Annotated in this window: 17 protein-coding genes; 9 read left to right on the forward strand and 8 right to left on the reverse strand. The window is 48.2% G+C overall.

Going from position 1 to position 25941, the window contains the following annotated elements; all coding sequences use genetic code 11:
- Positions 1 to 147: 147 nt before the first annotated feature.
- From ACFQ3W_RS03095 to ACFQ3W_RS03120, 6 genes are all read left to right on the forward strand, one after another.
- Positions 148 to 1329: a phosphoglycerate kinase gene (locus ACFQ3W_RS03095; protein WP_379316514.1), complete on the forward strand. Its 1182-nt coding sequence runs from the start codon at positions 148 to 150 to the stop codon at positions 1327 to 1329.
- A gap of 48 nt (positions 1330 to 1377) precedes the next feature.
- Positions 1378 to 2130: a triose-phosphate isomerase gene (tpiA, locus tag ACFQ3W_RS03100; RefSeq protein WP_379316516.1), complete on the forward strand. Its 753-nt coding sequence runs from the start codon at positions 1378 to 1380 to the stop codon at positions 2128 to 2130.
- Entirely contained in the window at positions 2131 to 3681 is a 1551-nt protein-coding gene (gene gpmI / locus ACFQ3W_RS03105; RefSeq protein ID WP_379316517.1) for a 2,3-bisphosphoglycerate-independent phosphoglycerate mutase, read from the forward strand.
- A gap of 56 nt (positions 3682 to 3737) precedes the next feature.
- Positions 3738 to 5024: a phosphopyruvate hydratase gene (eno, locus tag ACFQ3W_RS03110; protein WP_379316519.1), complete on the forward strand. Its 1287-nt coding sequence runs from the start codon at positions 3738 to 3740 to the stop codon at positions 5022 to 5024.
- Between the two features lie 510 nt (positions 5025 to 5534).
- On the forward strand, positions 5535 to 6539 hold the full coding sequence (locus ACFQ3W_RS03115) for a LacI family DNA-binding transcriptional regulator (RefSeq protein ID WP_379316521.1): 1005 nt from the start codon (positions 5535 to 5537) through the stop codon (positions 6537 to 6539).
- Positions 6540 to 6669: 130 nt separating this feature from the next.
- Positions 6670 to 8364, forward strand: coding sequence for a glycoside hydrolase family 13 protein (locus ACFQ3W_RS03120; RefSeq protein WP_379316523.1), 1695 nt, complete (start codon positions 6670 to 6672; stop codon positions 8362 to 8364).
- Between the two features lie 87 nt (positions 8365 to 8451).
- Here the strand turns inward: ACFQ3W_RS03120 and ACFQ3W_RS03125 are convergent, their stop codons facing one another.
- The 7 genes from ACFQ3W_RS03125 to ACFQ3W_RS03155 all read right to left on the reverse strand — a co-directional run bounded on the left by ACFQ3W_RS03125 (position 8452) and on the right by ACFQ3W_RS03155 (position 19516).
- A complete protein-coding gene (locus ACFQ3W_RS03125) occupies positions 8452 to 10170 on the reverse strand; it encodes a glycoside hydrolase family 66 protein (protein WP_379316525.1) in 1719 nt (572 codons plus the stop codon).
- Positions 10171 to 10258: 88 nt separating this feature from the next.
- Positions 10259 to 11827 carry an ABC transporter substrate-binding protein gene (locus ACFQ3W_RS03130; protein ID WP_379316527.1) on the reverse strand — a complete coding sequence of 523 codons (1569 nt, stop codon included), beginning with the start codon at positions 11825 to 11827 and terminating at the stop codon, positions 10259 to 10261.
- 59 nt (positions 11828 to 11886) lie between these two features.
- Positions 11887 to 12768, reverse strand: coding sequence for a carbohydrate ABC transporter permease (locus ACFQ3W_RS03135; RefSeq protein WP_379316529.1), 882 nt, complete (start codon positions 12766 to 12768; stop codon positions 11887 to 11889).
- A gap of 9 nt (positions 12769 to 12777) precedes the next feature.
- Complete coding sequence (locus tag ACFQ3W_RS03140) at positions 12778 to 13740, reverse strand: ABC transporter permease (RefSeq protein WP_379317193.1); 963 nt, start codon at positions 13738 to 13740, stop codon at positions 12778 to 12780.
- Between the two features lie 74 nt (positions 13741 to 13814).
- Positions 13815 to 15446 carry a response regulator transcription factor gene (locus ACFQ3W_RS03145; RefSeq protein ID WP_379316531.1) on the reverse strand — a complete coding sequence of 544 codons (1632 nt, stop codon included), beginning with the start codon at positions 15444 to 15446 and terminating at the stop codon, positions 13815 to 13817.
- A complete protein-coding gene (locus ACFQ3W_RS03150) occupies positions 15421 to 17196 on the reverse strand; it encodes a sensor histidine kinase (RefSeq protein WP_379316532.1) in 1776 nt (591 codons plus the stop codon). The genes ACFQ3W_RS03145 and ACFQ3W_RS03150 overlap by 26 nt, the downstream gene beginning before the upstream one ends.
- A 307-nt stretch (positions 17197 to 17503) precedes the next feature.
- Positions 17504 to 19516 carry a methyl-accepting chemotaxis protein gene (locus ACFQ3W_RS03155; RefSeq protein WP_379316534.1) on the reverse strand — a complete coding sequence of 671 codons (2013 nt, stop codon included), beginning with the start codon at positions 19514 to 19516 and terminating at the stop codon, positions 17504 to 17506.
- A 303-nt stretch (positions 19517 to 19819) separates the two neighbouring features.
- On the opposite strand from ACFQ3W_RS03155, the gene secG reads away from it, so the two are divergent.
- Both secG and ACFQ3W_RS03165 read left to right on the forward strand, forming a co-directional pair.
- Positions 19820 to 20050, forward strand: coding sequence for a preprotein translocase subunit SecG (gene secG / locus ACFQ3W_RS03160; RefSeq protein WP_379316536.1), 231 nt, complete (start codon positions 19820 to 19822; stop codon positions 20048 to 20050).
- Between the two features lie 254 nt (positions 20051 to 20304).
- Positions 20305 to 20871 (forward strand): hypothetical protein, encoded by a 567-nt coding sequence (locus ACFQ3W_RS03165; protein WP_379316538.1) that lies wholly within the window; start codon positions 20305 to 20307, stop codon positions 20869 to 20871.
- A 118-nt stretch (positions 20872 to 20989) separates the two neighbouring features.
- Here the strand turns inward: ACFQ3W_RS03165 and ACFQ3W_RS03170 are convergent, their stop codons facing one another.
- Positions 20990 to 22531: a methyl-accepting chemotaxis protein gene (locus tag ACFQ3W_RS03170; RefSeq protein ID WP_379316540.1), complete on the reverse strand. Its 1542-nt coding sequence runs from the start codon at positions 22529 to 22531 to the stop codon at positions 20990 to 20992.
- Between the two features lie 301 nt (positions 22532 to 22832).
- Here ACFQ3W_RS03170 and rnr point away from each other — a divergent pair, with 301 nt between their 5' ends.
- Positions 22833 to 25568 (forward strand): ribonuclease R, encoded by a 2736-nt coding sequence (gene rnr, locus ACFQ3W_RS03175; protein WP_379316542.1) that lies wholly within the window; start codon positions 22833 to 22835, stop codon positions 25566 to 25568.
- Positions 25569 to 25941: the final 373 nt, after the last annotated feature.

Here is a 25941-nt window from a genome sequence, read left to right on the forward strand (position 1 = left end):
AGAAATAAACGGCATTCACACACACACCCATATATAGATATAGACGCTTAGGAGAGAAATCAGGAGTTAATAAGATCGACTCGTATCAAGCGCTGTTTTTCCAGGCCATGGAGATACGCCGCGCATACCTTTAGGAGGAACGTGGAGATGAACAAAAAAAGTGTACGTGATGTGGAAGTAACCGGAAAACGCGTATTTGTTCGCGTAGATTTCAACGTGCCGATGCAAGACGGCAAAATTACTGATGACACTCGGATCCGTGAAACACTGCCAACGATCAAATATTTGATCGAAAACGGAGCAAAAGTGATTTTGGCTTCCCACTTGGGACGTCCGAAAGGTCAAGTCAATGAATCCATGCGTTTGACCCAAGCTGCTGAACGTTTGTCCGAATTGCTCGGCAAACCGGTAGCTAAAGCGAACGAAGCGATTGGTGAAGAAGCTAAAGCAAAAGTAGCGGCTCTTAACAATGGCGACGTACTCGTTCTGGAAAACGTACGTTTTTACCCAGGTGAAGAGAAGAACGATCCTGAACTGGCAAAACAATTTGCTGAGCTCGCTGATCTGTTCGTCAACGACGCTTTCGGTGCGGCGCATCGTGCACATGCTTCGACAGAAGGCATCGCTCATTACCTGCCTGCAGTATCCGGCCTTTTGATGGAGAAAGAATTGTCTGTTCTCGGCAAAGCCTTGTCGAACCCAGATCGTCCTTTCACAGCCATCATCGGCGGATCGAAGGTAAAAGACAAGATCGACGTTATCGACAACCTGCTGAACATTGCTGACAACGTGCTGATCGGCGGCGGCTTGGCTTACACCTTCTTCAAGGCCCAAGGCCATGAAATCGGTAAATCTCTGTTGGATGATACAAAACTGGACGCATCCCTCGGCTTTATTGAGAAAGCGAAAAAGCTTGGCAAGAATTTTGTCCTGCCGGTTGACGTTGTTGTCGCCGACAAATTCGCTGAGGACGCTAACCGTAAAGAGGTTGATATCGACGGCATTCCGGCCGAGTGGGAAGGTCTGGACATCGGACCAAAAACTCGCGCTTTGTATGCCGACATCATCAAAAACTCCAAATTGGTCGTTTGGAACGGACCGATGGGCGTATTTGAAATGGACGCATTTGCTGACGGTACCCGTGAAGTAGCTCAGGCTTGCGCAACAACCGAAGGCTACACCATTATCGGCGGCGGCGATTCCGCAGCAGCAGCAGAGAAATTCAATCTTGCGTCGCAAATGGACCACATCTCCACAGGCGGTGGCGCTTCCCTGGAATTCATGGAAGGCAAAGCACTTCCAGGTGTTGTGGCATTGAACGACAAGTAAGACATACTTAAATTTTACAGCTAGGAATGAATAAAAGGAGGGGGTTCCATGAGAACACCTATCATTGCAGGGAACTGGAAAATGTTCAAAACCGTTCCTGAAGCGAAAGCTTTCTTCGAAGCCGTAAAAGGCAAGGCGGAAGTAGCAGGCGTCGAAAGCGTCATTTGCGCTCCGTTCACGAACCTTCCGGCTTTGGTGGAAGCGGCAAAAGGAACTTCCATCAAAATCGGTGCTCAAAATATGCACTTCGAGGATGAAGGTGCATTCACCGGCGAAATTAGCGGAGGAATGCTGAAGGCACTCGGTGTCGACTATGTGATCATTGGACACTCCGAACGCCGTGCTTATTTTGGCGAAACCGACGAAATCGTTAACAAGAAAATCCATGCAGCCTTTAAACATGGCTTGACTCCAATTCCTTGCGTAGGCGAGAAGCTGGAAGAACGCGAAGCTGGCAAGACGAAGGACGTAGTTAAAGTACAAACGGAAGCTGCTTTGAAAGGCTTAACTGCTGAGCAAGCCGCTGAAGTTGTTATCGCTTATGAACCAATCTGGGCGATCGGTACTGGCAAATCCTCGACTTCACAGGACGCGAATGAAGTGATTTCCTACATCCGCAGCCTGGTGAAAGGCTTGTACGGCGACGATGTTGCTGCAAAAATCCGTATCCAATACGGCGGCAGTGTAAAACCGGAAAACGTAAAAGAATATATGGGCCAAAGCGACATCGACGGAGCGCTCGTTGGTGGTGCCAGCCTGCAGCCAGCATCGTATATTCAACTGGTTGAGGGGGCGAAATAATTGGCAACAACTCCAAGACCAGTAGCTTTAATTATCATGGACGGATTCGGTCTTCGCGACACGGTGGAAGGCAACGCTGTTGCCCAAGCCCACAAGCCGAACTATGACCGTTATCTGAAGCAATATCCAAATACTACCCTGCGTGCTTCCGGAGAAGCTGTCGGTCTGCCAGAAGGGCAAATGGGCAACTCTGAAGTTGGCCATTTGAACATCGGCGCCGGCCGGGTTGTATATCAAGACCTTACCCGGATTACCAAATCGATTCGCGAAGGAGATTTCTTCGAGAACGAATCGCTGGTGGGTGCAGTTCGCAGCGCGAAGTCGAAAGGGAAGAAGCTTCATCTGTACGGCCTTTTGTCCGACGGCGGCGTACACAGCCACATTAATCACCTTTATGCGATGCTGGAACTGGCTAAGAAGGAAGGTATGCATGAAGTTTATATTCATGCGTTCCTGGACGGACGCGACGTTGCGCCGGACAGTGCCGTAGGTTTCCTTGATAGCCTGATCGCTAAAATCAACGAACTCGGTGTAGGCAAAATCGCTACGGTTCAAGGTCGTTACTATGCGATGGACCGCGACAAACGTTGGGAACGTGTGGAAAAATCGTACCGTGCCATGGTTTATGGCGATGGTCCGAAATATACCGACCCCATCAAAGCGGTTAAAGAATCCTATGAAAAATCGGTATTTGACGAATTCGTTATGCCGACTGTCATCGTAGACGATCAGGACCAACCGGTTGGACTTGTTGAGTCCGGCGATTCCGTCATATTCCTCAACTTCCGTCCGGACCGTGCGATCCAATTGTCCAACGTGTTTACGAACAAGGATTTCCAAGGCTTTGATCGTGGACCAGGGTTCCCGACCGACCTGTACTTCGTCTGCTTGACATTGTTCGCTGAAACGGTGGACGGTTACGTAGCGTACAAGCCGAAGAACCTTGATAATACGTTCGGTGAAGTGCTTGTCCAAAACGGCAAGAAACAGCTTCGTATCGCAGAAACCGAGAAATATCCGCACGTAACGTTCTTCTTCAGCGGCGGCCGCGATGTTCAGCTTCCAGGTGAAAAGCGCGTGCTGATCAATTCGCCGAAGGTAGCAACCTATGATCTGCAACCAGAAATGAGTGCTTATGAAGTGGCTGCGGCTTGCGTAAAAGAAATCGAATCGGATGAATTCGACGCGATTATTCTTAACTTCGCCAACCCGGACATGGTTGGTCACTCCGGTCTGCTTGAGCCGACGAAAAAAGCAGTCGAAGTAACCGACGAATGCGTAGGCAAAGTGGTTGACGCCGTGACTGCCAAAGGCGGAGTTGTCGTCATCCTGGCTGACCACGGGAATGCGGACATGGTGTTTGATGAGAAAGGTAATACGATTACCTCCCATACCACAAACCCGGTTCCGTTTATCGTGACTGCCGAAAACGTCGTATTACGCGACAGCGGCGTCCTCGCCGATGTAGCACCGACGCTGCTCGACCTGATGGGTCTGCCAAAGCCAGCTGAAATGACAGGCGTATCGATGATCGCCAGCCGCAAAGCATAAGTAAGTCAAATTTAAAATAAATTTGAACATTAACCAACAAAAAGGAGACTGTACAAATGACTATTATTTCTGACGTATACGCACGCGAAGTCCTCGACTCCCGCGGTAACCCAACTGTAGAAGTTGAAGTATATCTGGAGTCCGGCGCAATTGGCCGCGCTATCGTTCCATCCGGTGCATCCACGGGTATCCACGAAGCTGTTGAGCTTCGCGATGACGACAAATCCCGTTACCTCGGCAAAGGCGTTCTGAAAGCCGTTGAGAACGTAAACGAAATTATCGCTCCAGAAGTTATCGGTATGGACGCTCTTGACCAACTCGGCATCGATAAATTGATGATCGCTTTGGACGGAACTCCAAACAAAGGCAAACTCGGCGCAAATGCGATTCTTGCTGTTTCCATGGCTGTAGCTCGCGCAGCAGCTGACGCTTTGGATCTGCCTCTGTATGTTTACCTCGGCGGATTCAACGCAAAACAACTTCCAGTTCCGATGATGAACATCGTGAACGGCGGCGCACATGCCGACAACAACGTAGACGTACAAGAATTTATGATTCTGCCAGTTGGCGCACCTAGCTTCAAAGAAGCTCTTCGTACTGGCGCAGAAATCTTCCACAACCTGAAATCCGTTCTGAAAGCTAAAGGCTTGAACACAGCTGTTGGCGACGAAGGCGGTTTTGCTCCTAACTTCACTTCCAACGAAGACGCTTTGTCCTCGATCATGGAAGCTATTACGAAAGCCGGCTATACTCCTGGTAAAGACGTATTCCTGGGTATGGACGTTGCTTCGACTGAATTCTACAAAGACGGCAAATACCATCTGGAAGGTGAAGGAAAATCCTTTACTTCCGCTGAATTCGTTGACCTGCTCGCATCTTGGGTTGACAAATATCCGATCATCACCATCGAAGACGGCTGCTCTGAAGACGACTGGGAAGGCTGGAAATTGCTCACCGACAAACTGGGCAGCAAAATCCAACTCGTCGGCGACGACCTGTACGTAACCAACACCGAACGTCTGGAAAGAGGTATTAAAGAAGGCATCGCGAACTCCATCTTGATCAAAGTTAACCAAATCGGTACTTTGACAGAAACGTTCGACGCGATCGAAATGGCAAAACGTGCTGGATACACTGCAGTTGTATCGCACCGTTCCGGTGAATCCGAAGACAGCACCATCGCTGATATCGCCGTGGCAACGAATGCCGGCCAAATCAAAACCGGTGCTCCTTCCCGTACAGACCGTATCGCGAAATACAACCAATTGCTTCGCATCGAAGATCAATTGGGCGAACTGGCTCAATACAACGGCTTGAAATCCTTCTACAACCTGAAACACTAAGCCGTAGCGATGTAATCGGAGAGAGGACTAATCGTCCTCTCTCCTTTTTGTTTGATGCAGGCTCCTTACCCGTGAGAATTATGCGGGTTGGGAGCTTTTTTGCGGGCAATTTCTCTGCTCGTGCTCTGAATAGCAGACACCGGCCACCCTAATAGGGGTAAAAAATGACCCTATTTGCGCTTTTTCCAGGGCTTTGATGAAAATAGGGGAATTTTTTGGCCTTATTTTCTAAAAGTGATGCCAAAAGAGCGTTTTTCCGCATCTTGATACGAAAATAGGTACATAAATAACCCTTATTTGGTCAATAGGTCGACATTTTGCTCCAATAGGTTCATAAAAGTCCCTTATTTTTTCCCAAGGGTAAGAGGAAACAGTTCTCTAGCCCACATTAATGGTGAATGAGAAAGTCTTATTGACAGTCTTTACGGAAATACTATATAGTGAAATCAAACAGGTAACGTAAACGTTTACGTATATAGAAACTAGCAGTAAAACGAAGGGGGGGATGTCATGAGTGCTACGATTAAAGATGTGGCTCAGAGAGCTGAGGTGTCGGTGGCGACAGTATCTCGTGTGTTAAACAATCTGCCAGGCTATTCCGAGGATACGAAGCAAAAAGTTATGCAAGCGATAAAAGAGCTGGGCTATCAGCCAAACGCGATAGCCAGGGGGCTAATCAACAAGCGGACGCAAACGATCGGAGTGCTGTTTCCCAACGTGTCCAGCTCGTTCTCCTCTGAGATCTTGCATGGCGTGGAGGAAGAAGCTCACAAGCACAATTACAGTGTCATCGTTTGTAACACGGCGGAAGACGGCAAGCGGACGATGAAATACTTGCAGGTGCTGCGGGAGAAGCAAGTAGATGGAATTATTTTTTCGAGCGGCGTGCTGAAGGAGGATTACTATAAAGCGATGCAGACGATGGGAACCCCGGTCGTACTGGTGGCGACGAAGTCGGACTATGACCAGGTTCCATATGTCAAAGTAGATGACTATCAGGCTTCATATGATGCGGCGGATTATCTGATTCGCCAGGGACATCGCCGAGTTGCTATGATTGGTGGATCATGGCTCGATCCGATCGCCGGTCGCCCGAGAATAGAAGGCTTCCGCCAGGCTCTGAAAGATCATGGAGTTGAGACTCGCGACGATCTTATTTTGGACGGCGGCTTTTCCTTTGAAGGGGGCGTGGCAGCAACAGAACGGCTGCTAGCTTCAGTGTCTGATGTGACTGCGGTGTTCGCCGCCGGGGACGAGATGGCGATCGGGGCCATTTCGGCTGCGTCGCGACTTGGCATCTCCGTACCGGAGCAGTTATCGGTCATCGGATTCGATAACTTAAAACTGGCCGAGATGAGCAATCCGCCGCTGACCACGGTGTCTCAGCCGCTTCAAGAGATGGGACGGCTCGCCTCGCGCAAGCTGATTGCGATGATGGAAAGTGGTGCTCCTGCGGACAGCGAGATCGTTCCACACGAACTGATTAAGCGGAGGACGGTATGCCCGCCAAGTTAAGGCGGGTACAGCGTCACCGCTGCTGCTTATCAATAGCGGTGAGCAGACATATGAAATTCGTGTCGCTGCAACGTAAACGTTTACTATAAATTTGGAAGCAAAACGAGTACTAAATACAGGAGGCGTACAAATGACGAAAAGTGTAGACAAGAAATGGTGGAAAGAGAGCGTCGTCTATCAAATTTACCCGCGGAGCTTTATGGATAGCAACGGCGACGGTATCGGAGATTTGCAAGGGATCATCTCCAAGCTGGATTACTTGAAAACCCTGGGCATAGATGTCGTCTGGCTGTGCCCGGTATACGAATCTCCGAATGATGATAACGGGTACGATATCAGCAACTATCAAGGGATCATGCATGAATTCGGCACGATGACGGATTGGGAGGAGCTGCTAGAAGGGCTGCATCAGCGGGGCATGAAGCTCATCATGGACCTGGTGGTCAACCATAGCTCGGACGAGCATCACTGGTTTGTGGAATCGCGCAAATCCAAGGACAACCCGTACAGAGATTACTATGTTTGGCGTCCTGGCAAGAACGGGGAAGCGCCGAATGACTGGGGTTCGTTCTTCAGCGGACCGGCCTGGCAGTATGATGCGACGACGGACGAATATTACCTGCATATTTTCTCCAAAAAGCAGCCCGACCTGAATTGGGAAAATCCCAAAGTCCGCCGGGAGGTGTACGATATGATGACCTGGTGGCTGGATAAAGGGATCGACGGATTCCGGATGGATGTGATCAACCTGATCTCCAAGGCGCCGGGACTGCCAAGCATGAAGGATGGCGGCGATGGTCCGCGTTTTATTAATGGCCCCCGGGTCCATGAATTTATTCAGGAAATGAACCGTGAGGTTTTATCCAAATACGATATTATGACTGTGGGTGAGACGCTAGATGTTACGCCTGAGGATGTCATTAAGTATGCCGGTACGGACCGTCACGAGCTGAATATGGTGTTTCAGTTTGAGCTGATGGGAATAGACTCCGGGCCGAGCGGCAAATGGGAGGTAACCCCTTGGAAGCTGACCGATTTCAAAAAGATCATCTCCAAGTGGCAAACATCGCTTGAAGGCAAGGCGTGGAACAGCATTTACTTAAACAATCACGATCAGCCGCGGCTGCTTTCGCGATTCGGTAACGACAAGGAATATCACAACAAATCGGCAAAAATGCTGGCGACTATGCTGCATACGCTGCAGGGGACAACGTACATTTATCAGGGTGAAGAAATCGGGATGACCAATGTCCGGTTCGATACGATTGAAGAATACCGCGACATCGAGACACTGAACAGATATCAGGAGTGCATAGATCAGGGACAGGAGCCTTCCGAGGTCATGGAGTCGATTTATGCAAAAGGTAGAGACAATGCCCGCACACCGATGCAGTGGACCGGGAACCATCCTCATGCCGGGTTTACGACAGGAACGCCATGGCTCACTGTCAATCCGAATTACCCGGAAATCAATGTGGAGCGCGCATTGGCCGACGAAGACTCGATATTCCATTACTATCAAAAGCTGATCCGGCTGCGGAAGCAGCATGACGTCATAGTATACGGTGCATTCGAGCTGCTGAACGCCGACGATGAGCAGGTGTTTGCTTATACCCGGACATTCGGGGAGGAACGACTCCTTATTATTTTGAATTTTTATGATAAGCCGGCCCGGTTTGAATGGAACTGGTCCAAGGTAGAAGCGATCTCGGGGGAAAGAACCGCTGAGCTGCTGATTAGCAACTATGACATCCCTGCCTCCGAAGACGTGCGCCAAGTCGATTTACGACCATATGAGGCCCGGGTATATAAACTGTCTAAATAGTGAGTTATGGAATATTCTCAAATAATTGATGGAGCTAAGCGATCTGTTCTCGCTTAGCTCCTTGGTTTTTGGTGCCTGCTCCTGACTTTATTGATCGGCCCATTTGATATAGACCATCGTCCATACATCAAGGCTTGGAATTTCAAATTGAAGGGCTTGCCCCTGCTCATGTTCTACGATCTCATAGCAAAGGGAAAGAACCTCTCCGGAAGGAAAGTCTGGACTAGCCGCATATACGCCTTCAACGAGATGTTCCATCAAAACCGTGCAGCGGATGTTGTTTTGCCGGATAGGTCGCTGTTTCTTGCCATGCTCCCAGTAATCATCTTCCAAACCAACCAGATTGATCAAGTGAAGAATCTGATATCCCGGCAATCGCTTAATCAAGGTCCAGACTTTTCCGATATCGCCATTTGGAGCAAATTCACTATCGCCAGCAAAGGTGATTTCCGTATTCACGCCACCCGTATAGGTAAAAGAAATATCGTCCAGGTGGTGGTCGTACAACAGCTTACCGAAACGAACAATAAAGTCGTAATACCGTCGGACTTCCCCTATAAAAGAAGGCCTCATGGCGGCGTAATCCGGATAATAAGCCGTGGTCAGCATTTTCATATTTTCGCCCAGCAGCAAATGATACCCCCCGCTGGCAAATATGGTGGCCATAGTCAGCACGGCCCCGTTCTCCGCCCACTCAGGATCATGACCCGCTTTGGGATGAAATGATGGAAGATAAGCGGATAGAATAACCTGTTTCTGGCTGCCAAGCGCCTTGGCGTTGTCAATCAGGCCCTTAAGCTCCCTCAAATGGATCACAGGCGGCCAAACCTCAATATATAGCGCATCTTGGTTACTCATAGCTGTTTTGTGAATTGGGTAATTGCCTACGTTATTAAAAATCAAGCCGGCCTCAGAGTTGATCTTGAGTACCTCCTCCTTTGTCCTGTCAATAAGCAGAGGATAGCATTCAGCCAAATCTACAAGCTCCTCTTTATCCCCGATGTGCCGGAATGCCTTTTTCGGAAATCCGTATTGATCCATATGGATACCATCAAAGCCAGCCTCAACTACTTGACGGAATTGCTCCACAATATGATCGGACCAAGGGGATCCTGGCATAATGTCCATGATATAAAAAATATCGATTAAATGGAAAGGCTCGCCGTTTCTTTTGTACAATCCCCAGTCTTTATGCTCTTCAAGAAAATCCTTAAGTCCCGCATAAACAGCACCATAGGCCATGGCAGCCATTCCCTTTTGCTGGACAGCGGCAATTTTCTCACGCACAACCTTATACGACAGCTCCCGCCCCATAGGATCGAGAAATTCATCATGAGGGGGGATAAGCTCATCGTGTCGGTACATCCAGTCGTAGAACTGAACTACGTTTAAATGGAACTTATTCAGGCTCTCCACATCTTGAAGCTTGCCTTTCTCTTCCGCGCGGAAATCGCTAAGGAATCCATAACGCGGTGCCCGTCTCCAATGATCTGCTATATCATAAGCGGTTGCCTTCGTTAGAAGTATCTGATTATCCTGGGACAAGCGCGCTTGTATCCCGTAACTCTCCCACTCCTCTCCATCGAGCACCAAAGGCACAGACAGTATAGTTCTTTCTCCTGCCTTGCATATGACTTCGAGTTTAACGGCAGATAGAAGCTGTTCGATTCGGTAGATCTCTACATCAACTTGAAATAGGCCATCGGTTGCAGCCTCCAGTTCAATAATGGCGTTTCCCTGCTGTCCAGGTCTGTATTGAGCCTGATCCGGATATATATCAAAATGTGTGATCGATGTTTTATTCATAGGTTTAACTCCTTTTTCATCCAAAAGATTCATACAGCAAAAGGGCATAAACGCAAGGTTTACACCCTTCCACGCATAACTGTTATTGTTAGTTGTTGTTTGCCTTTCGCCATTCGTCCAGTTGTCGTTGTGCTTCCGCCATGAATTTATCCAGCCCGGCCGCTTTCATTTTATCCACTAGTTTTGGCAAGTTTTCCTCCGGGTTCAACTGTCCCGACTTCAAGCCTTCGTCATATTGCTTCTTGGCGTTGTCCAGCGAAATCATAATATCCTTGACCGGCTCCGGATCAAAAACAAATCCAAAGACTCGTGACTTCTTCTCGGCAACCTTCTTGTTAAACTGCTCGTAATTCTTATATTTGTTCGGATCTTCGCCTACACGAGTATAATTCAACAGCTGATTACCAATTTGATATTCCGTCCCAGGATAATAACCTACGGAGTCGGACGTTTTTCCATCAGGAAGTGCGATTTGACCGTTTTTCAATACATAGTGCTTTCCCTCAACGCCAAAGTTGAACAATGTAAGCAGATTCTTATCTTTATAAAATAAATTCAACAGCATCATTGCACGCTCCGGATCTTTTGAGGTCTTGGAAATGCCCTGCATGGCCGCAGCCATTTTATCAGTCTGCAATCGGTCAATTTTGAGTGGAACCTGAATAATATCCGTTCCGGTACTTGTACTTTTACTCGGCATTGGAGCAGCTTTTCCGATCTCCAGATCGGCGATGATATCCATATCGGCCATCGTCGCGAACGCCCGTTTAGCCTGAAATTTCTTCCAGTTGTCCAATCCCGCTGTAGTAGCATCTTTATTGATGTAACCATTCTTGAACCATGAGTTCATCAGCTTGGCCAATTCCATATATTTGGGGGTTTCGTAAGAATCAACCACCTTATATTCGTTGCCAGGAGCAGCATCCAGCGGCAGAACGGCTACATTAGCTACCCCGTCATTGCTGCCGTTGCCGTAATAAGCGTCAAGCGGATAAGCCGGTATCACAAAGGGGGTTACGTCGGGTTCATTTTCCTTAATTACCTTCAGCATGGGCTCCAGATCTTTAATATCCCCGGATTTAAATACACTAAGGTCGAAGTGGTATTTATCCACCAGTTCTTTACTGAAGGCCAGGCCTTGAGGATTGCCAAGCTCTTGGTGGGTATGGATACCGTACAGTTTACCGCCCCGTTTTGCCGCATCGTGATAATCTTTCTCCACCGCTTCGATGTCAGGTCCATATTTGGCAAGCAAATCATCCAGTGGAAGCAAGGCTCCCTTGGTTACCTGTTGTTGAAAATTGAGCCAGTTGGCCGTAAAGATCAGATCAAATTTTTCGCCGGATGCCATCATCAGATTTGTCTTATCGGTCCATGCCCCCCAGTCAATGGGATTAAGCTTGACCGAAACGTTTAGCTCTGGATAGGTCTTTTTCAAATATTCGTTCATGGCGTCTTGAACCAGTGCCGTATCCTTCTGCGGAGCATTGGGATAAACCATGACTACTTCATAAGGCTTAAGTCCTCCAGATGCATTGTCGCCGCCGTTAGAAGAGGTGGAATTACTGCTGGAGTTTCCGGAACAGCCTGTCATTGTCATGAATATCATCAGTAGAATCGAAGTGAGAAGTATCGTACCTTTCTTGAATCTCTTCATAAAACTTAACCTCCCTTAATGATCATTAAATGTGTTTATTGCTGATCGAAAATCGTTCGCTAGCCCTTTACCGCCCCGACGGTAAGCCCTTTGACAAAATACTTTTGCAGGAAGGGAAACACAAGTACCAAGGGAGCGATCGCCACCATGGCCATAGCCATACGGATCGATTCCAGCGGCTGGGTGACCTGCGCTGTGGAGCTATAAGACTTGCTTGCAATGGATTGGAGAAACGAAGCGTTCATCAGTGTTTTGTTCAACAGGTATTGCAAAGAGTACAGCTTTTCGTTTTGAATAAACACGAGACTTGTAAACCAATCATTCCAATATGACACCGTAGTAAATAGCCCAATCGTGGCCATCACGGGCAGTGACAGCGGCAAAATAATACTGAAATAGGTTCTGAATTCTCCGGCTCCATCCATTTGAGCTGAATCAATCAAAGAAGGAGGGATGCTCGTCGTAAAAAAGGTTCGCATAATGATGACATTGAAGCCCCCGATTAAGCCGGGGATTATGAGTGCCAGCAGCGTATCCTGAACATGAAGGAGACGTGTGTAAACTAAGTACCAGGGAAGCAGCCCGCCTGAGAACAGCATAGTAACCAGAATGTAGATGCTGAGCGATCCTTTGAGCGGGAAATCTTGGCGGGACATCGTATAAGCCATCGCTGAGGTGACAAACAAGCTAATGAATACCCCCACAATAGTGACAAAAATCGACACTCCGTAGGCGCGAACAATTTTCTCAGAATCCTGCAGCAGGTATTGGTAGGCAACAAGGCTGAACTTCCGAGGCCAAAAAGCGTATCCGCTTCTTAACACCTCGTTCTCATCGGAGAAGGATACCATCATCACCAACCAAAACGGGATCAGGCAAGCGAGGCTAAAAAACGACAGCACCGCAATAATGACCGGATTGGTCCGTTTTTTTGTCGTCATATTCTCCTCCTAGAATAAAGCGTTTTCTTTACTGAATTTACGTATGACCAGATTCACCGATATAACCAGTACAAAGCCGACTACCGACTGAAGCAGTCCCGCTGAGGAGGCGAGCCCGGTATCTCCTGTCACCATCAATGCGTTATACACGTAAGTATCGATCACATCGGTCGTTTCTTTCAGCATGCCGGAGGCCATGGTAGCCTGGTAAAACAAGCCGAAATCCGCATTAAAAATCTTTCCGATCGCGAGCAGGGTTAAGACAATAATGACGGGAGCGATCAAAGGTACCGTAATTTTGGTCATCTGCTTCCATCTGCTTGCGCCATCAATGACAGCGGCTTCATAGTACTCAGGGTCAATACCGATGATCGCCGCAAGATAGACGATGGCCGAATAACCAACATTTTTCCAGGCGTTAACCAGAGTTAGAATGTAAGGCCAAGGTTCAGGGGTCGAATACCAGTTGATCGGCTCGCGTCCCATAGGCTCAAGGATAAATTTGTTTACAAAACCCAATTCAGGATTTAGAAAGCTGTATACAATGAAACCTACAATGACCATGGAAATGAAATTCGGCAAAATCACTGTGCTTTGAAAAAACTTCGATAAAAAGCGATTTTTGACTTCGTTCAGCAATAGAGCCAGCAAGATCGCCAGTACCGTGTTAATAATCAGAAAAGATACATTGTACAGCAGCGTGTGCCTGATGATCATCCAGGCGTCGTTTGAAATGAACAGAAATTTGAAATTATCCAGGCCGACCCATTTGCTTCCCAAAATCCCGTCGGTATAGTTCAAATTTTTGAACGCCAGAAAGATACCGAACATAGGCAAATAATTATTGATGAAGAGCAGCAGGGCCCCGGGGAGCGCCAAAATGATCAGTGACCGGTATTTCCATAGCTTCTTTGTCCTTTTTTTCCTTTGCGACACGTACTTTTTCGCTTCCAATACCTCTACAGAAGCCATATCTCCACCTTCTTTGATTTGATATGGCTTCATTATACAAACGGCGGATTGTCGGCCCCACCGTTTTTGTAACCTCATTCCGCTCCTTTTGTGACATTCCGGTATTCATGGGGATTCACATCAAACTGCTTTCGGAACGTTTTGCTAAAGTGGGAAAAATTGCTGTACCCTACCTGCTGGGCGATGGCACTGACTGTCATCCCTGTCGTATCCAACAGTTCCTTAGCCCGATTCATTTTGGCTTCAATTAAAAAGTCGATCAGGTTTTGTCCGGTTTCCTTCTTGAACAGGCGCGATAAATACGCGGGATTAAGACCGACATAAGCAGCCACATGCTCCCGTGACAGCTCCTCCTCTATATTTTGTTGAATGTAGCGAATCGATTTTTGGATCACACTGTCCCGTTCACCAGTCTCAAAAGCCGCTTCCATTACGGCAGACACCAGATTCTCCGCCCAATGCTTATACTGCTTTAAGCCCTGGACTTTGGCTGAAGTCCATACGGAAAACTCGGGGATATTATTTGAACTGATGCCTTGAACTTGAAGAAAATAATAAATGATTTGCAGTGTATCCTGGTGAAGGCAGCTAAGGTGCTTGCCCCGGATATTCGGCGTCGCTTCCAATCTGTCTACCATCCGATGAATTAAACGGATCGTCAGCTCTTTATTACCGTTCAACATAGATGCGGCCCATTCCGATATGCTGGTTTCATCCGGGATCTCAGCTGATTCAACCTGGGATACGGATTTACGAATATATCGTAGAACAGACTGGGTTTCGGTAACATTATCGCGTTCCATATTTTTGAGACTTTCGCATAGTCCGGGCAATTCCTGAATCGGCACATAATGGCCCACATAACAAGTAACCGAACAATAAAATAAATCCCTACACACACGGATAAAATGCTCGCCTATGCTGTTCCATTCCACCCAATCTGGCTTCTTTTTTGCCGTACCGGCCATGAATTCGGAAGCCCGTATGAGGACGAATATCACCCCTGTTTTATCTGTGATGACTTCGCCATCATGATTGTTCACCCAAATTTCTTCCGCCGCCTTTTTTATCGCGTATTCCATAATTTCCTGGTCCCGAGTATCAAGCGGCTTGTGCCATTCTTCAATACTGATGAGAATAGGTAGTATCTGGTCCTCAGCGTGGAGATCTATTCCGGCGTCCTGAATTGCACGCTCCAGGGAATCTCCAAAGGAAAGAATTTTTCGGGACAGTAAATCCTGCCAAAAGTGTTCCAAGATTCGCGGTTTTTGCTTGTCCCACAGTGAAGCGTATTTTCGGTACATTTGGCTATAACGGATATGCTCCTCTTTTTCCTTGATGGCATCCAGCATGCGGACAACGGCTTTGGCCAGTTCTTCTCCGTCTACCGGCTTTAGCAAGTAATCATTGCTCCCCAGACTGATCGCCTGTTTGGCATAATCAAATTCGGAATGGCAAGTCAAAAAGAGGGATTGCGTAGAATTTGAAAACTCTTTGACCCATCGTACTAGAGACAATCCGTCCTCATCCGGCATCTCAATATCGCAGATGAGAATATCGATTTGGAAGTCCTGCATAATCTGTCTTGCCACGGTTGCATGGTACGCTGTAAGCACCTCATCTATGCCAAGCTCCTTCCAATTGTTGCTGCGGAGGATGCCCTCCACCGCGAATTGCTCATCATCTACAATCAGCATCCGAATCATAATCTCTCTCCTTTATATGCTGGACCGGCAGAAACAGCTGCACCCGAAGCCCTGATGGTTCGTTATGACTGAAACAAATCCTGCCTTCTGCTCCATAGTTCATCGTGACTCGCTTTTTTACATTCCAGATCCCGATATGTCTGTCTTCAGAACCGGGAGCATAGTCAGAAGAATTCAGCTCAGCTAGTTTTTCATCGGTGGTGCCTTTCCCATTATCTGTAATTTCGATGCACATCGTATCTGTCTGATCTTCAGCATATTTTGCCGAAAGACGCAAACGGAATTTTTCGTTTCTCATACTGATGCCATGGATCATGGCATTTTCCACAAAGGGCTGCACAATGAGTGAAGGAATACTTGCCTCCTTCAATTCCTCTGAAATATCGATGTCGAACTCAAAGAAATCCTGGTAGCGCATTTTCTGAATTTCCAAATAATTCAGGAGATGATCTAATTCCTGGCCTAGCGTAATAGGATTCTCCTTCACCTGCAGCATAAATCGAAAATATTGGACCAAATGGCGGACGGTCTTCTTCACAAGTTCATTTCGATTTAAGTCGGCAAGCTGGTAGATAATATTAAGTGTATTTAGAAAAAAGTGGGGGTTAATTTGCGTTTGCAGGTGCTTGAGCTCTGCATTTTGCGCGTTCAATCGTTCCTCGTACACATCAATTTTCAAATGCTGGATTTCATTTACCATGCTGTTAAAGGCATGATTTAGGCTCTTAAATTCAATGAGGTTCGAATCGGGCAGCTTCGTCTCCATAGATCCATCCCGAATTCTATGGATAGCGTATAGCAGATTGAGGATGGGACGGATCACTGTTCTGCGAAAGACATAGAGATATAGCAGGAGAACGATAAAGGCGAATAGGGGCAGTATATTGGCCAAAGCCTGAAAATAATTCAGCCCTTGAAGCAGCTCGGAATCAGGAAGGACCACGGCCATACTAATCCCAAGCTCAGGCGAATGACTGGCAATGACAAACAGCTTCCTTTTGCCGTTGGTAAAAGAAAACGAGGAATTCCTGTTCATTTTCTCGGCGGGCAAACGAAATTCCGGGCCTAGAAACTCAGTAGGAGAAGTTAACACGGTTCCGTTGTTTCCAACCAGCAGAACATTTCCTCCGCCCTGTAATTTCAAGCTGTTCAACGGTGACTTCAGCGAATCGATTTTAATCAAAGCACCAATATAGGCTTTATTGCTCAGACCGTCGCTGACGATTCTGTTTAAATAATAATCTCCATGAATTTGAATAATTGTCCATTTGTATAGCAGCTTCTCGTCAGATTTCGGGTCAAGAATGGAGGAGGTTATCCACCCTTTGACATCATCCATATAAGCTTCCGAATTCCCCAGAACATTAGAGACAGTCAGAGAGTTATTAGGCCTCGAAAAAAGGTAGAACATATCCACAGTATGGTAATATGCCTGGTAAGATTGACTGCGCTGTATCAATCCCAGCCGGGCAAAATAATACTCGGAATCGGTCAGACCCGGCCGTGCGAATTTCTGGAAGTTATCATCGTGATCAACGATATCCACCAGATTTGTAGTTATATCCTCCAAGCTCTTTTCAATCATTTGAAGATTGGAGTTAACCAAATTGTGGTAGGAGCTCGACACCTGGGTAAGAACGACACTCTTGGCGTAATAGCCCGCCGCAAAGAGAACTAGCAGTAGGGGAACCATAATTGTTGAAAAGAGCACGGTAAGACGAAACCCCAACGTGTTTTTATTAATCTTCATGATTGTTACCTCCTGATATCGACCAACATGGATTCCTTGCACAGGAATCTGCTGCTTTTTTCAGTGAGAAAACGTTTACGTAAGTTTTAAAAATATAGACGTCCCTTAAACGAGGGCCGACTGCTTCGAAGTATAGTTCCTTCTATGTATACTGTCAACGCTGCTCATGGTGTGGCGATCATCATTTCATAACTAATCAATATAAATTGAGGACGCCCTGAGAGGACGTCCTGTTTTTTTGCAGGTCATATTTTCACAAGTCGTAGTGTGGTAAAGCTAGTTTGCATGAGTATTTTTGTGATGGGTATTAGGCTTTAAAGACTTTGATTTGCTCTTGCAGCTCGTTCATCATTTCATGGAGCGATTGCGCTGACGATTCGATCCCCTTAATGATATCCGATTGCTGGGTAGATGAACTTGCAACCGATTGGGCACTTTGCGCCGAGCCTTGGGCTGTTGTCAACATGCCATTGACGGATGCGGCGATTTCCTCGGTGCCCGCCGAGATTTCTTCGGTCGTCGCGGATACATCCTGCATTTGAGAGGATACGTGATGAATCGATTGACGGATATGATCGAAGGCGCCGCCAACCTTTTCCATTTTCTCGATGCCGGCCAGAATATCATTAATATTGTCCTTCATGGAATCCGAAGCTTGAATCGTAGACTGCTGAATAAACTGAATGAGCTCAACGATATGAGAAATAGAGTCCTTCGTTTGCTCAGCCAGCTTCTTGACTTCGCCGGCGACGACGGCAAAGCCGCGCCCTTCCTCTCCAGCCCGGGCCGCTTCAATGGATGCGTTCAGAGATAACAGCGCCGTTTGATTGGAGATTTCCGAAATAACGCCAACGATTTGACCGATTTCATTGGAATGCTCGGTCAATTTCTGGATCCGCTCTGCCGTTTGGTTGGCGGAGGTTTGGATTTGGCTCATCTGCTTGATCGCTGATGTAATTTCCAAAAATCCGTTTTCTACTTCGTTGGTAGCTGTTTCTGCATGGCCAGCCACAGTACCCGAAGCTTCAGCAATCCGCTGTACACCAACCGCCATTTCCTCGGTCGCTCTAGCCGATTGCTCCGCACCTTGCAGTTGGGTTTCGGTGCCTCCGGCCACTTCCTGAATCGCCAATGTAATATGCTCCGTAGCCTTTGAAGATTTTTGAGTGGAATCAAGCAATTCATTCGAAGCGACGGCGACCCGCTCTATGGTCTGATCGATTTGTTTCACCATGCCGGATAAAGAATCGATCATAATGTTGATATTTTCGCTCATCTGTCCAATTTCGTCCTTCGACTTGACTTCAACACGCTCGTTCAAATGTCCGCCAGCTACCTTCTTCACGACATGGGACATCGCTAAAATTGGCTTAACGGTCATTCTGGCGAGCAGGACGGCGATGATGGAGACAATGATCACTGTAGCCACGGCAATGGCAATAGCCAGGTTCCGAGCTTCATTCACCTTAGCAAAAACTTCGCTGGTCGGCACGGTGATGACCATTTTCCATCCGGAGCTTGGAATAGTTCCGTAGTATGTAATCACTTCTTTTCCTGTTTCATCTTTATAAGTGATGGATCCGCTCTTATTGCTGAGAATCGTTTTGTTGGCGTTTTTCACACTGTCGGTTTTTGCGAAGTCGTTCATGTTCTTGCCGAAGCGCTTCGGATCCGGATAGCTGTAGTAAACCCCTTTATCCGATACAACGTATCCAAAGCCGGTATCTGCGACATGAATGCTGTTACACATTTCGGTGATTAACGTTGGCGTAAGGGAGAACGCTACGCCGCCAATAAACTCCTTATCCTTGCTCGTAATAGGTACAATGATCGGAATAATCCATTTTTTAAGGGGCTTGAGATAGCTCATTTCCGAGAAGGCTGGCTTAAGGGTTTCCTTCGCTTTGACGAAGTAGTCTCCTTTGGACATATCGGCATGCATATTAAGCATGTTCGTTAATTGCCCATTCTTGTCGATGATGCTATACCCTTCATCCTGATCACTGGTTTGTTGCAGAATAGTCAGAACCGGAAAGGCATGCTGGGTGTCTACGGTTTGGAACTGTTCGTTATGTTGAACGAGCTGTTCAACCGTAAAAATTCTTGTGGACAACCATTGATCGATTCTGGAAATGTTGATATCGAGCGTGGTTTGGGTGAGTTCCTTGCTATCATCTGTCGTTACTCCGCCGAAATAGCGGACGAGGAACAGATTCGCGGCGAGGAGAGGAATGAGGGAAGTTGCAAGAATAATCACCAGCAGCTTTCTCTGAAAAGATCCCGACTTTTCCTTTGGCTTAAGATTGTTTTTCCTGGACATAATTACCCTCCAATGACTGACTGTGTGAAATATGAGTTAATTACAATGTAACATGTATGAAAGGAGGTATCTGGTACAATATCAGTAATATTGGGATGGATTTAGCGGGATTTGCCAATACAAATTATGACAAAATGCGTTGACGTTTCGTTACAAAATGCCATCATATGTGAATGTGTAGAGTACATCGAAAACGGTTGTTATTCAGAGAACGCTATGTTACAATAATAATGCTGTTTTTGTATCGTAAATTTATGATGATATGGAATAGATTAGCTAGTATTCGCCTAGGAGGTGGTAAGAATGGATATTTTCTTGAAGGTATTACTCGTTATTTTCTCGGTCGGTTTGATTACGGTAGTATTGCTTCAGAAAGGGAAGAGCGCGGGTCTCTCCGGTGCCATCTCCGGGGGTGCAGAACATCTTTTTGGTAAAACGAAAGCTCGCGGTATGGAGCTAGTCTTGGAACGGGTAACTGTTGGATTAGCAGTAGGATTCTTTGTCCTTTCCATTGTTGTCGCGGTCGTACAATAAGCGCATCATTCACACAAAGCGGAAGCCTTCGTTCCTTCGGGAGCGGGGGCTTTTTTGGAATGATTAGGGATGATCAGCTCATTTAGATGCGCTTTTTGCAGCTAAAAGTTATACTCCAACGCCGAAAGGCGTTTTTTTATTAGGCGATACCAGGACATAATTGCAGATAATGTCATAATATGTAGCATTTTGCGTTGCCACAATTACGTTAAAATATTACAATTTTGGTATACATAAAAAAAGGAGGGAGAAACTTGTATAAGGTAGTAGAAACGCCGGAAGAGGAACAGCTGTTTAACGGGATTTGGACACAAGCCTGGCTTGAAAAAGGCTTCGAGTTGGAGTTTTCGACAGAGGTGTTAGGCAGGTGCATCGTATATGATGACGAGCAGGAATCGGTAGCTACGGCGGAAATAAAGCCCTATTCGCCGAATAAAGATTTCCCCTTGAACCAGCTTGCTCCGTTTGCCGAGCATCCGGCTGTGATTGCGGAACCGGGGCAAGTCTCGGAAGTTGATAAGGTCGCACTGCTTAAGGAGCATCGAGGCAAAAATCTCGACCGACTGCTAGCGACGATCGTCTTTTTTTCCGAAGAGCATGAGATACGTCATCTTGTGGCACTCCTAGACCCTCTATTGTCACGCGCTCTAAGGATTTCCTTCCATGTACCGATGTCGAAAGTAGGCACCAAGTTTTTCTACAAAGGGGCTGATGTCGTCCCGGCTATTATTCATGTGGCTGAAATTTATGAACATAAGGAACAATTTGATTGGGTCATGGAAAACCTGAAGCACTCGAAATTATCAGCTTTATCTACATAACCGTTTCATTTAACAAGATAAAAGGCTTGCCACTAGGCAAGCCTTTTGTGTTGATCGTGGTAGGCTTGACCACAACCGCTGCTTGTTTTTTCTTTTTTGTTAATGCGTTTTTAGCAGCTTAGAGGCCAGGCGAAAGTTGTTTGCGCATTTGTTCTGCTTGTTCCTGCTCTTTTGGCCCGTCCTGACCTTGGGATGAACTGCTCGACAGCGTCAGAATCAGATGATCAAGATCCTTGTAGTGCTGCACGATCTCGTGAATTTTGCTATCCTGCGCTTCAATTCCTGCTAAAATTTCCTCTGCGGAGCTCATGTTGTGCTCAGTGCCTTCGGCTAAAGCCAAAATTTCCTCCATAATGCTAGAGTATTTTTCCTGCATTTGCTGGACTGAACGATCCACTTGAGTGGATTGCTGGTTTACAACCTGAGCGCTGTTCGCCACTTTTTCGACAAAGCCCTGGGCCTGTGTGGCTTCTACTTTGCCGGTGCCGATAGCTGTAGATCCGAGCGAGATTTGCTCGGCGACGCTGTTGATTTGCCCGATCACGTCGGCAAGAATTCGATTAATCTGATCGGTAGACTGCTGAGACGTTTCAGCAAGCTTGCGAATTTCGGAGGAGACGACCGCAAATCCCCGACCGTGTTCTCCGGCGTGAGCTGCTTCAATCGCCGCATTCATAGCCAGCAGGTTCGTTTGGGTGGAAATGCCGTGAATAGTTTCAACGATTTGACCGACTTGCTCATTCTGATCGCGAAGCCGCTGCATTTGTTCAACGGTCTGGGAGATGATCTGCTGCAAGTTGTCAATGTGAGCGGATAAGGAAACCATTCTTTGACCGGCGGCTTCCGTGTTCTGCAGCATTTCATCGGACAATTGCTGGAGCTGCGCTGAAATTGAGGCAGTTTCCCCAACTACGTGGTTCACTTCATGTACAGACTTGGTCGTTTCCTGCAGCCCTTCCGTCTGTTTCTCCATCGTAGCGGATACACTGCCGAAGGTAACGGTAATTTCTTTGGAGATCCTCCCGGTGATGTTTACGTTATCCCGTAGCTGCGTACTAAGGCGCCCCAGCACCTCCAGCGAGCTCTGCAAATGCGCCAGCAGCTCGTCCCCTCTACGTTTTGCTGCTTCTGTGCTTTGCTGCTTTTCAAGCACTTCCTTCTGCAGCCGCTCGCTGAAACGAGCTGAAAAGGCCAAAGCCACAGTCATAAAGCAAAGGTACAGCAGCAAGTAACTCAGCGGCTCTCTGGGAAATAGTTTATCGTGATAGAATGGAACGCTGAAAAAGTATGTAGTAAGGACTAAGCCGAGAATCCCGGAAAACACAATGGGCTTGTAGTTGGCATACAACGTCATGAGTCCGACATTCACGTATACGAGTAAGTAAGTGCTAACCAGTGGGTCGGGGTCGGAGTAAATCAGCAGAAAAGTTAGCAGGGAGATAATGATTGGAATGACGAACATAACGTAATTGGAGCCTTTGTTGGCATAGGTCATATAGGTAGCGATCGAGCAGCACACTCCCCCAACGACCAGAAGTGTAATCAACACGGAGCTATCTGCGCCGATCATAACATCGGTGAGCACCCCCAGAACAACCATGGCCCAAATAATTTTGACAAACATTTTGTTGCGGCGTTGCAAAATACTATTGTTCTCCATACTTTCCCCTTCTCCTAATTTGTGGAATGCATATCTTATATTGTTTTCGGCAGAATTTGCTGTAAATTGAAGGGCTGGGAGCACTTCCGAAAGATGTAAACCCTTACAGGTCTTATGGTGCAGTGGAAAGATACATTCTACACTGATTTTGACCTAAGTCCAGGCAAAACGGATGCCGAGCACCAATTTCGTGTATACTAGGTTATATAATGTGAAAGGAAGTTCATGGAAGTCTGCTTTAATCCATTTTGAAAAAACATACCGGTGAGTTAAGGACAAGCCGGGTCTGAGGTGAAATCATTTGATAACAGAAGCTGAGCTGCTTGCTTTTATGCGGGAAACCGCCTATAAACCGATGACGTATCAAGAGCTTGAGGAGCATTTTGCCATTGCGGATGCCGCCGATTTCAAGACGTTCTTGACGCTGCTGAATCGCTTGGAGCAGGAAGGACAAATTATATTAACCCGAACGAACCGATACGGAGTTCCTGAACGGATGGATCTCGTACGCGGCCGTTTGCAGGCGCATGCCAAGGGGTTTGCATTTTTGATTCCGGAGGATCGGGATCACCCGGATGTCTATATTCATGCAAATGATTTGAAAAGCGCAATGAACGGAGACACGGTGCTGGTTCGCGTCAGCTCCAAAAGCGCCGGAGGCGGCAAGCTGGAGGGCGAGGTGGTGCGTATCGTGCACCGAGCGGTCACTCAGGTTGTCGGCGTTTTCCAGAACAACGAAACCTATGGCTTTGTCATTCCGGATGATAAACGGATCAACCGGGATCTTTTTATACCGAAGGAAGCGTTTGGCGGGGCAGTAGACGGGGAGAAGGTCGTCGCGAAAATCGTGGAGTATCCCGAAGGCCGGGCTGCCGCGGTTGGTGAGATCACAGAAATTCTTGGGCATAAGGATGACCCGGGCGTCGACATTTTGTCGATCATCCGTAAGCATCAGCTGCCGGAGGCTTTTCCCGAGGACGTGATGGCGGAAGCACAAGCTGCTCCGGATGTGATCGATGAAGCGGATATTACGCGCCAAGGGCGGCGGGACCTTCGCGATAAAGTGATCGTAACGATTGACGGCGAGGACGCCAAGGACCTGGATGATGCGGTCAATGTCGAGCGGCTGCCAAACGGGAACATTCGGCTCGGTGTGCACATCGCCGACGTCGGCTATTATGTGCGTGAGAATTCGAAGCTTGATCAGGAGGCTTACAATCGTGGCTGCAGCGTGTATCTGGTCGATCGGGTCATTCCGATGCTGCCGCACCGGCTGTCAAACGGGATTTGCTCCCTGAATCCGAAGGTGGACCGGTTTACGCTCTCCTGCGAAATGGAGTTCAACGAGCAGATGAAGGTCGTGAAGCACGATATTTTCACTAGTGTTATTCGTACCAAGGAGCGAATGACCTATACGAACGTGCGCAAAATTCTAAAGGGCGAGGACCCCGAAGTTACCGAGCGGTACAGCGATTTGGTTGATACGTTCAAGCTGATGGAGGAGCTTGCTTTGCAGCTACGGGCGAACCGAATGCGGCGGGGCGCGGTCGATTTTGATTTTGAGGAATCGAAGGTGATCGTGGACGAAAACGGAAAGCCTGTCGACATTATCAAAAGAGAGCGCTCCATAGCTGAGCAAATCATCGAGGAATTTATGCTCGCAGCTAACGAGACGGTGGCGGAGCATTTCCACTGGCTGAAGGTGCCGTTCATTTACCGGATTCATGAGGACCCGGATCAGGAAAAGCTGATGAACTTTATGGCATTTGTCGCGAACTTCGGCTACGCGGTCAAGGGCGGGAAAGGCAACAAGATACACCCACGGGCACTTCAGACGCTGCTTGAAGATATCCAAGGGACGAAGGAGCAAACGGTCATCAGTACGATGATGCTGCGCTCAATGAAGCAGGCGAAATATGATGCGGAAAGCACCGGCCATTTCGGGCTTGCGGCCGAGTACTACACTCACTTCACTTCGCCGATCCGTCGGTACCCGGACCTCGTCATTCATCGGATCATCCGGGAGGTGATCGAAGGCGGCGGAACGTTGAGTGAAGCAAGACAGGAATACCTAGCCAGCCGGGTTCAGGATATGGCGCAGCAATCCTCCGAGCGGGAGCGTATTGCCGTAGAGGCCGAGCGAGACACAGAGCAGCTCAAGAAGGCGGAATTTATGCTGGACAAGGTTGGGGAAGAATTCCCGGGTATTATCAGCAGCGTGACGAGCTTCGGCATGTTTATCGAGCTCGACAACACGGTGGAAGGGCTTATCCGGCTTAGCGCGATGACGGACGATTATTATCATTTCCACGAGCAGCATATGGCGCTGATCGGAGAGCGAACATCGAAGATTTACCGGATCGGCGACGAGGTGAAAATACGTGTCGCTCGCGTCAACATGGACGACCATACCATCGATTTCGAGATGGTCGACATGAAACCCCGCCAGCGCGGCGGCGAGCTACTCGGCGGTGGCCGCGGCGGGCACAGCGGCGGATTTGAGGGCGGCCGTGGCGGCAACGGTAAGAATGGCGGCGGCGGTCATGGCAAAAATGGCGGCAAGCACGGCGGTAAGAGCGGTAGCAAGTATGGCAAGGGTGGCGCCAAAGGGAACGGTGGCGCCAAAGGCAAGGGCAAAGCCGCGGCGCTATGGGCCGCGGCTGAGGCTCCGGCCGCCGGGAACGGCGCGGCCGGAGGCAAGCGCAGCGGGCGCCGCGGCGGTGCAGGCGGCGCAGCCGCAGGTGCGGGCGAGCCGGCGGGCAGAGCGCCCGCGGCGAGCTTTGGCTTCGGCTCCGGCAAGGGAGGCTATGCCTCCGGGTCGGTCGCCGTCGCCCGCGATGCCGGTGGTGGCGGATACGCCACCGGCGAGGGCAAACGCTCGCGGCGGAAGAAGACTTCCGCGAGCGGGATTTTCACCGGCGCCGCAGGCGGCAGCGCCGGTGGGGACGAGCCGCCGCGCAAGAAGCGGGGCGGCGGCAAGGGCAAGAGCGGCGGCGGCAACGCCACCGCCGCGTTTGTCCGCAAGAAGAAAAAATGATGTGGAGAGTACGACCCTGCTTTGAGTAGGGCCGTACTCTTTTTTCATAATATGTGTAGTGCTGTACTGGCGCTGTACTGGTCATGGTCGCTCAACGGTTCAAATAACCGCTTCTACCCAGCAGCCGTAGTTTAAGTAATTAGCAGCATGAGTAAACCAATAACACCAGTAATATCACAACACCATCAGTAACATTAGCGCACCAGTAGCATCATTTCCACCAGCAACACCGGCAACACCAGCAGCACCTGTCCACCAATACCATAAGCACCTAGTTACACCAGTACCATCATAAGCACCTAGTTACACCAGTACCATCATAAGCACCATAAGCACCATAAGCACCATAAGCACCATAAGCACCATAAGCACC

The organism is Paenibacillus puldeungensis (genome assembly GCF_042678945.1).
Taxonomy (GTDB): Bacteria; Bacillota; Bacilli; order Paenibacillales; family Paenibacillaceae; genus Fontibacillus; species Fontibacillus puldeungensis.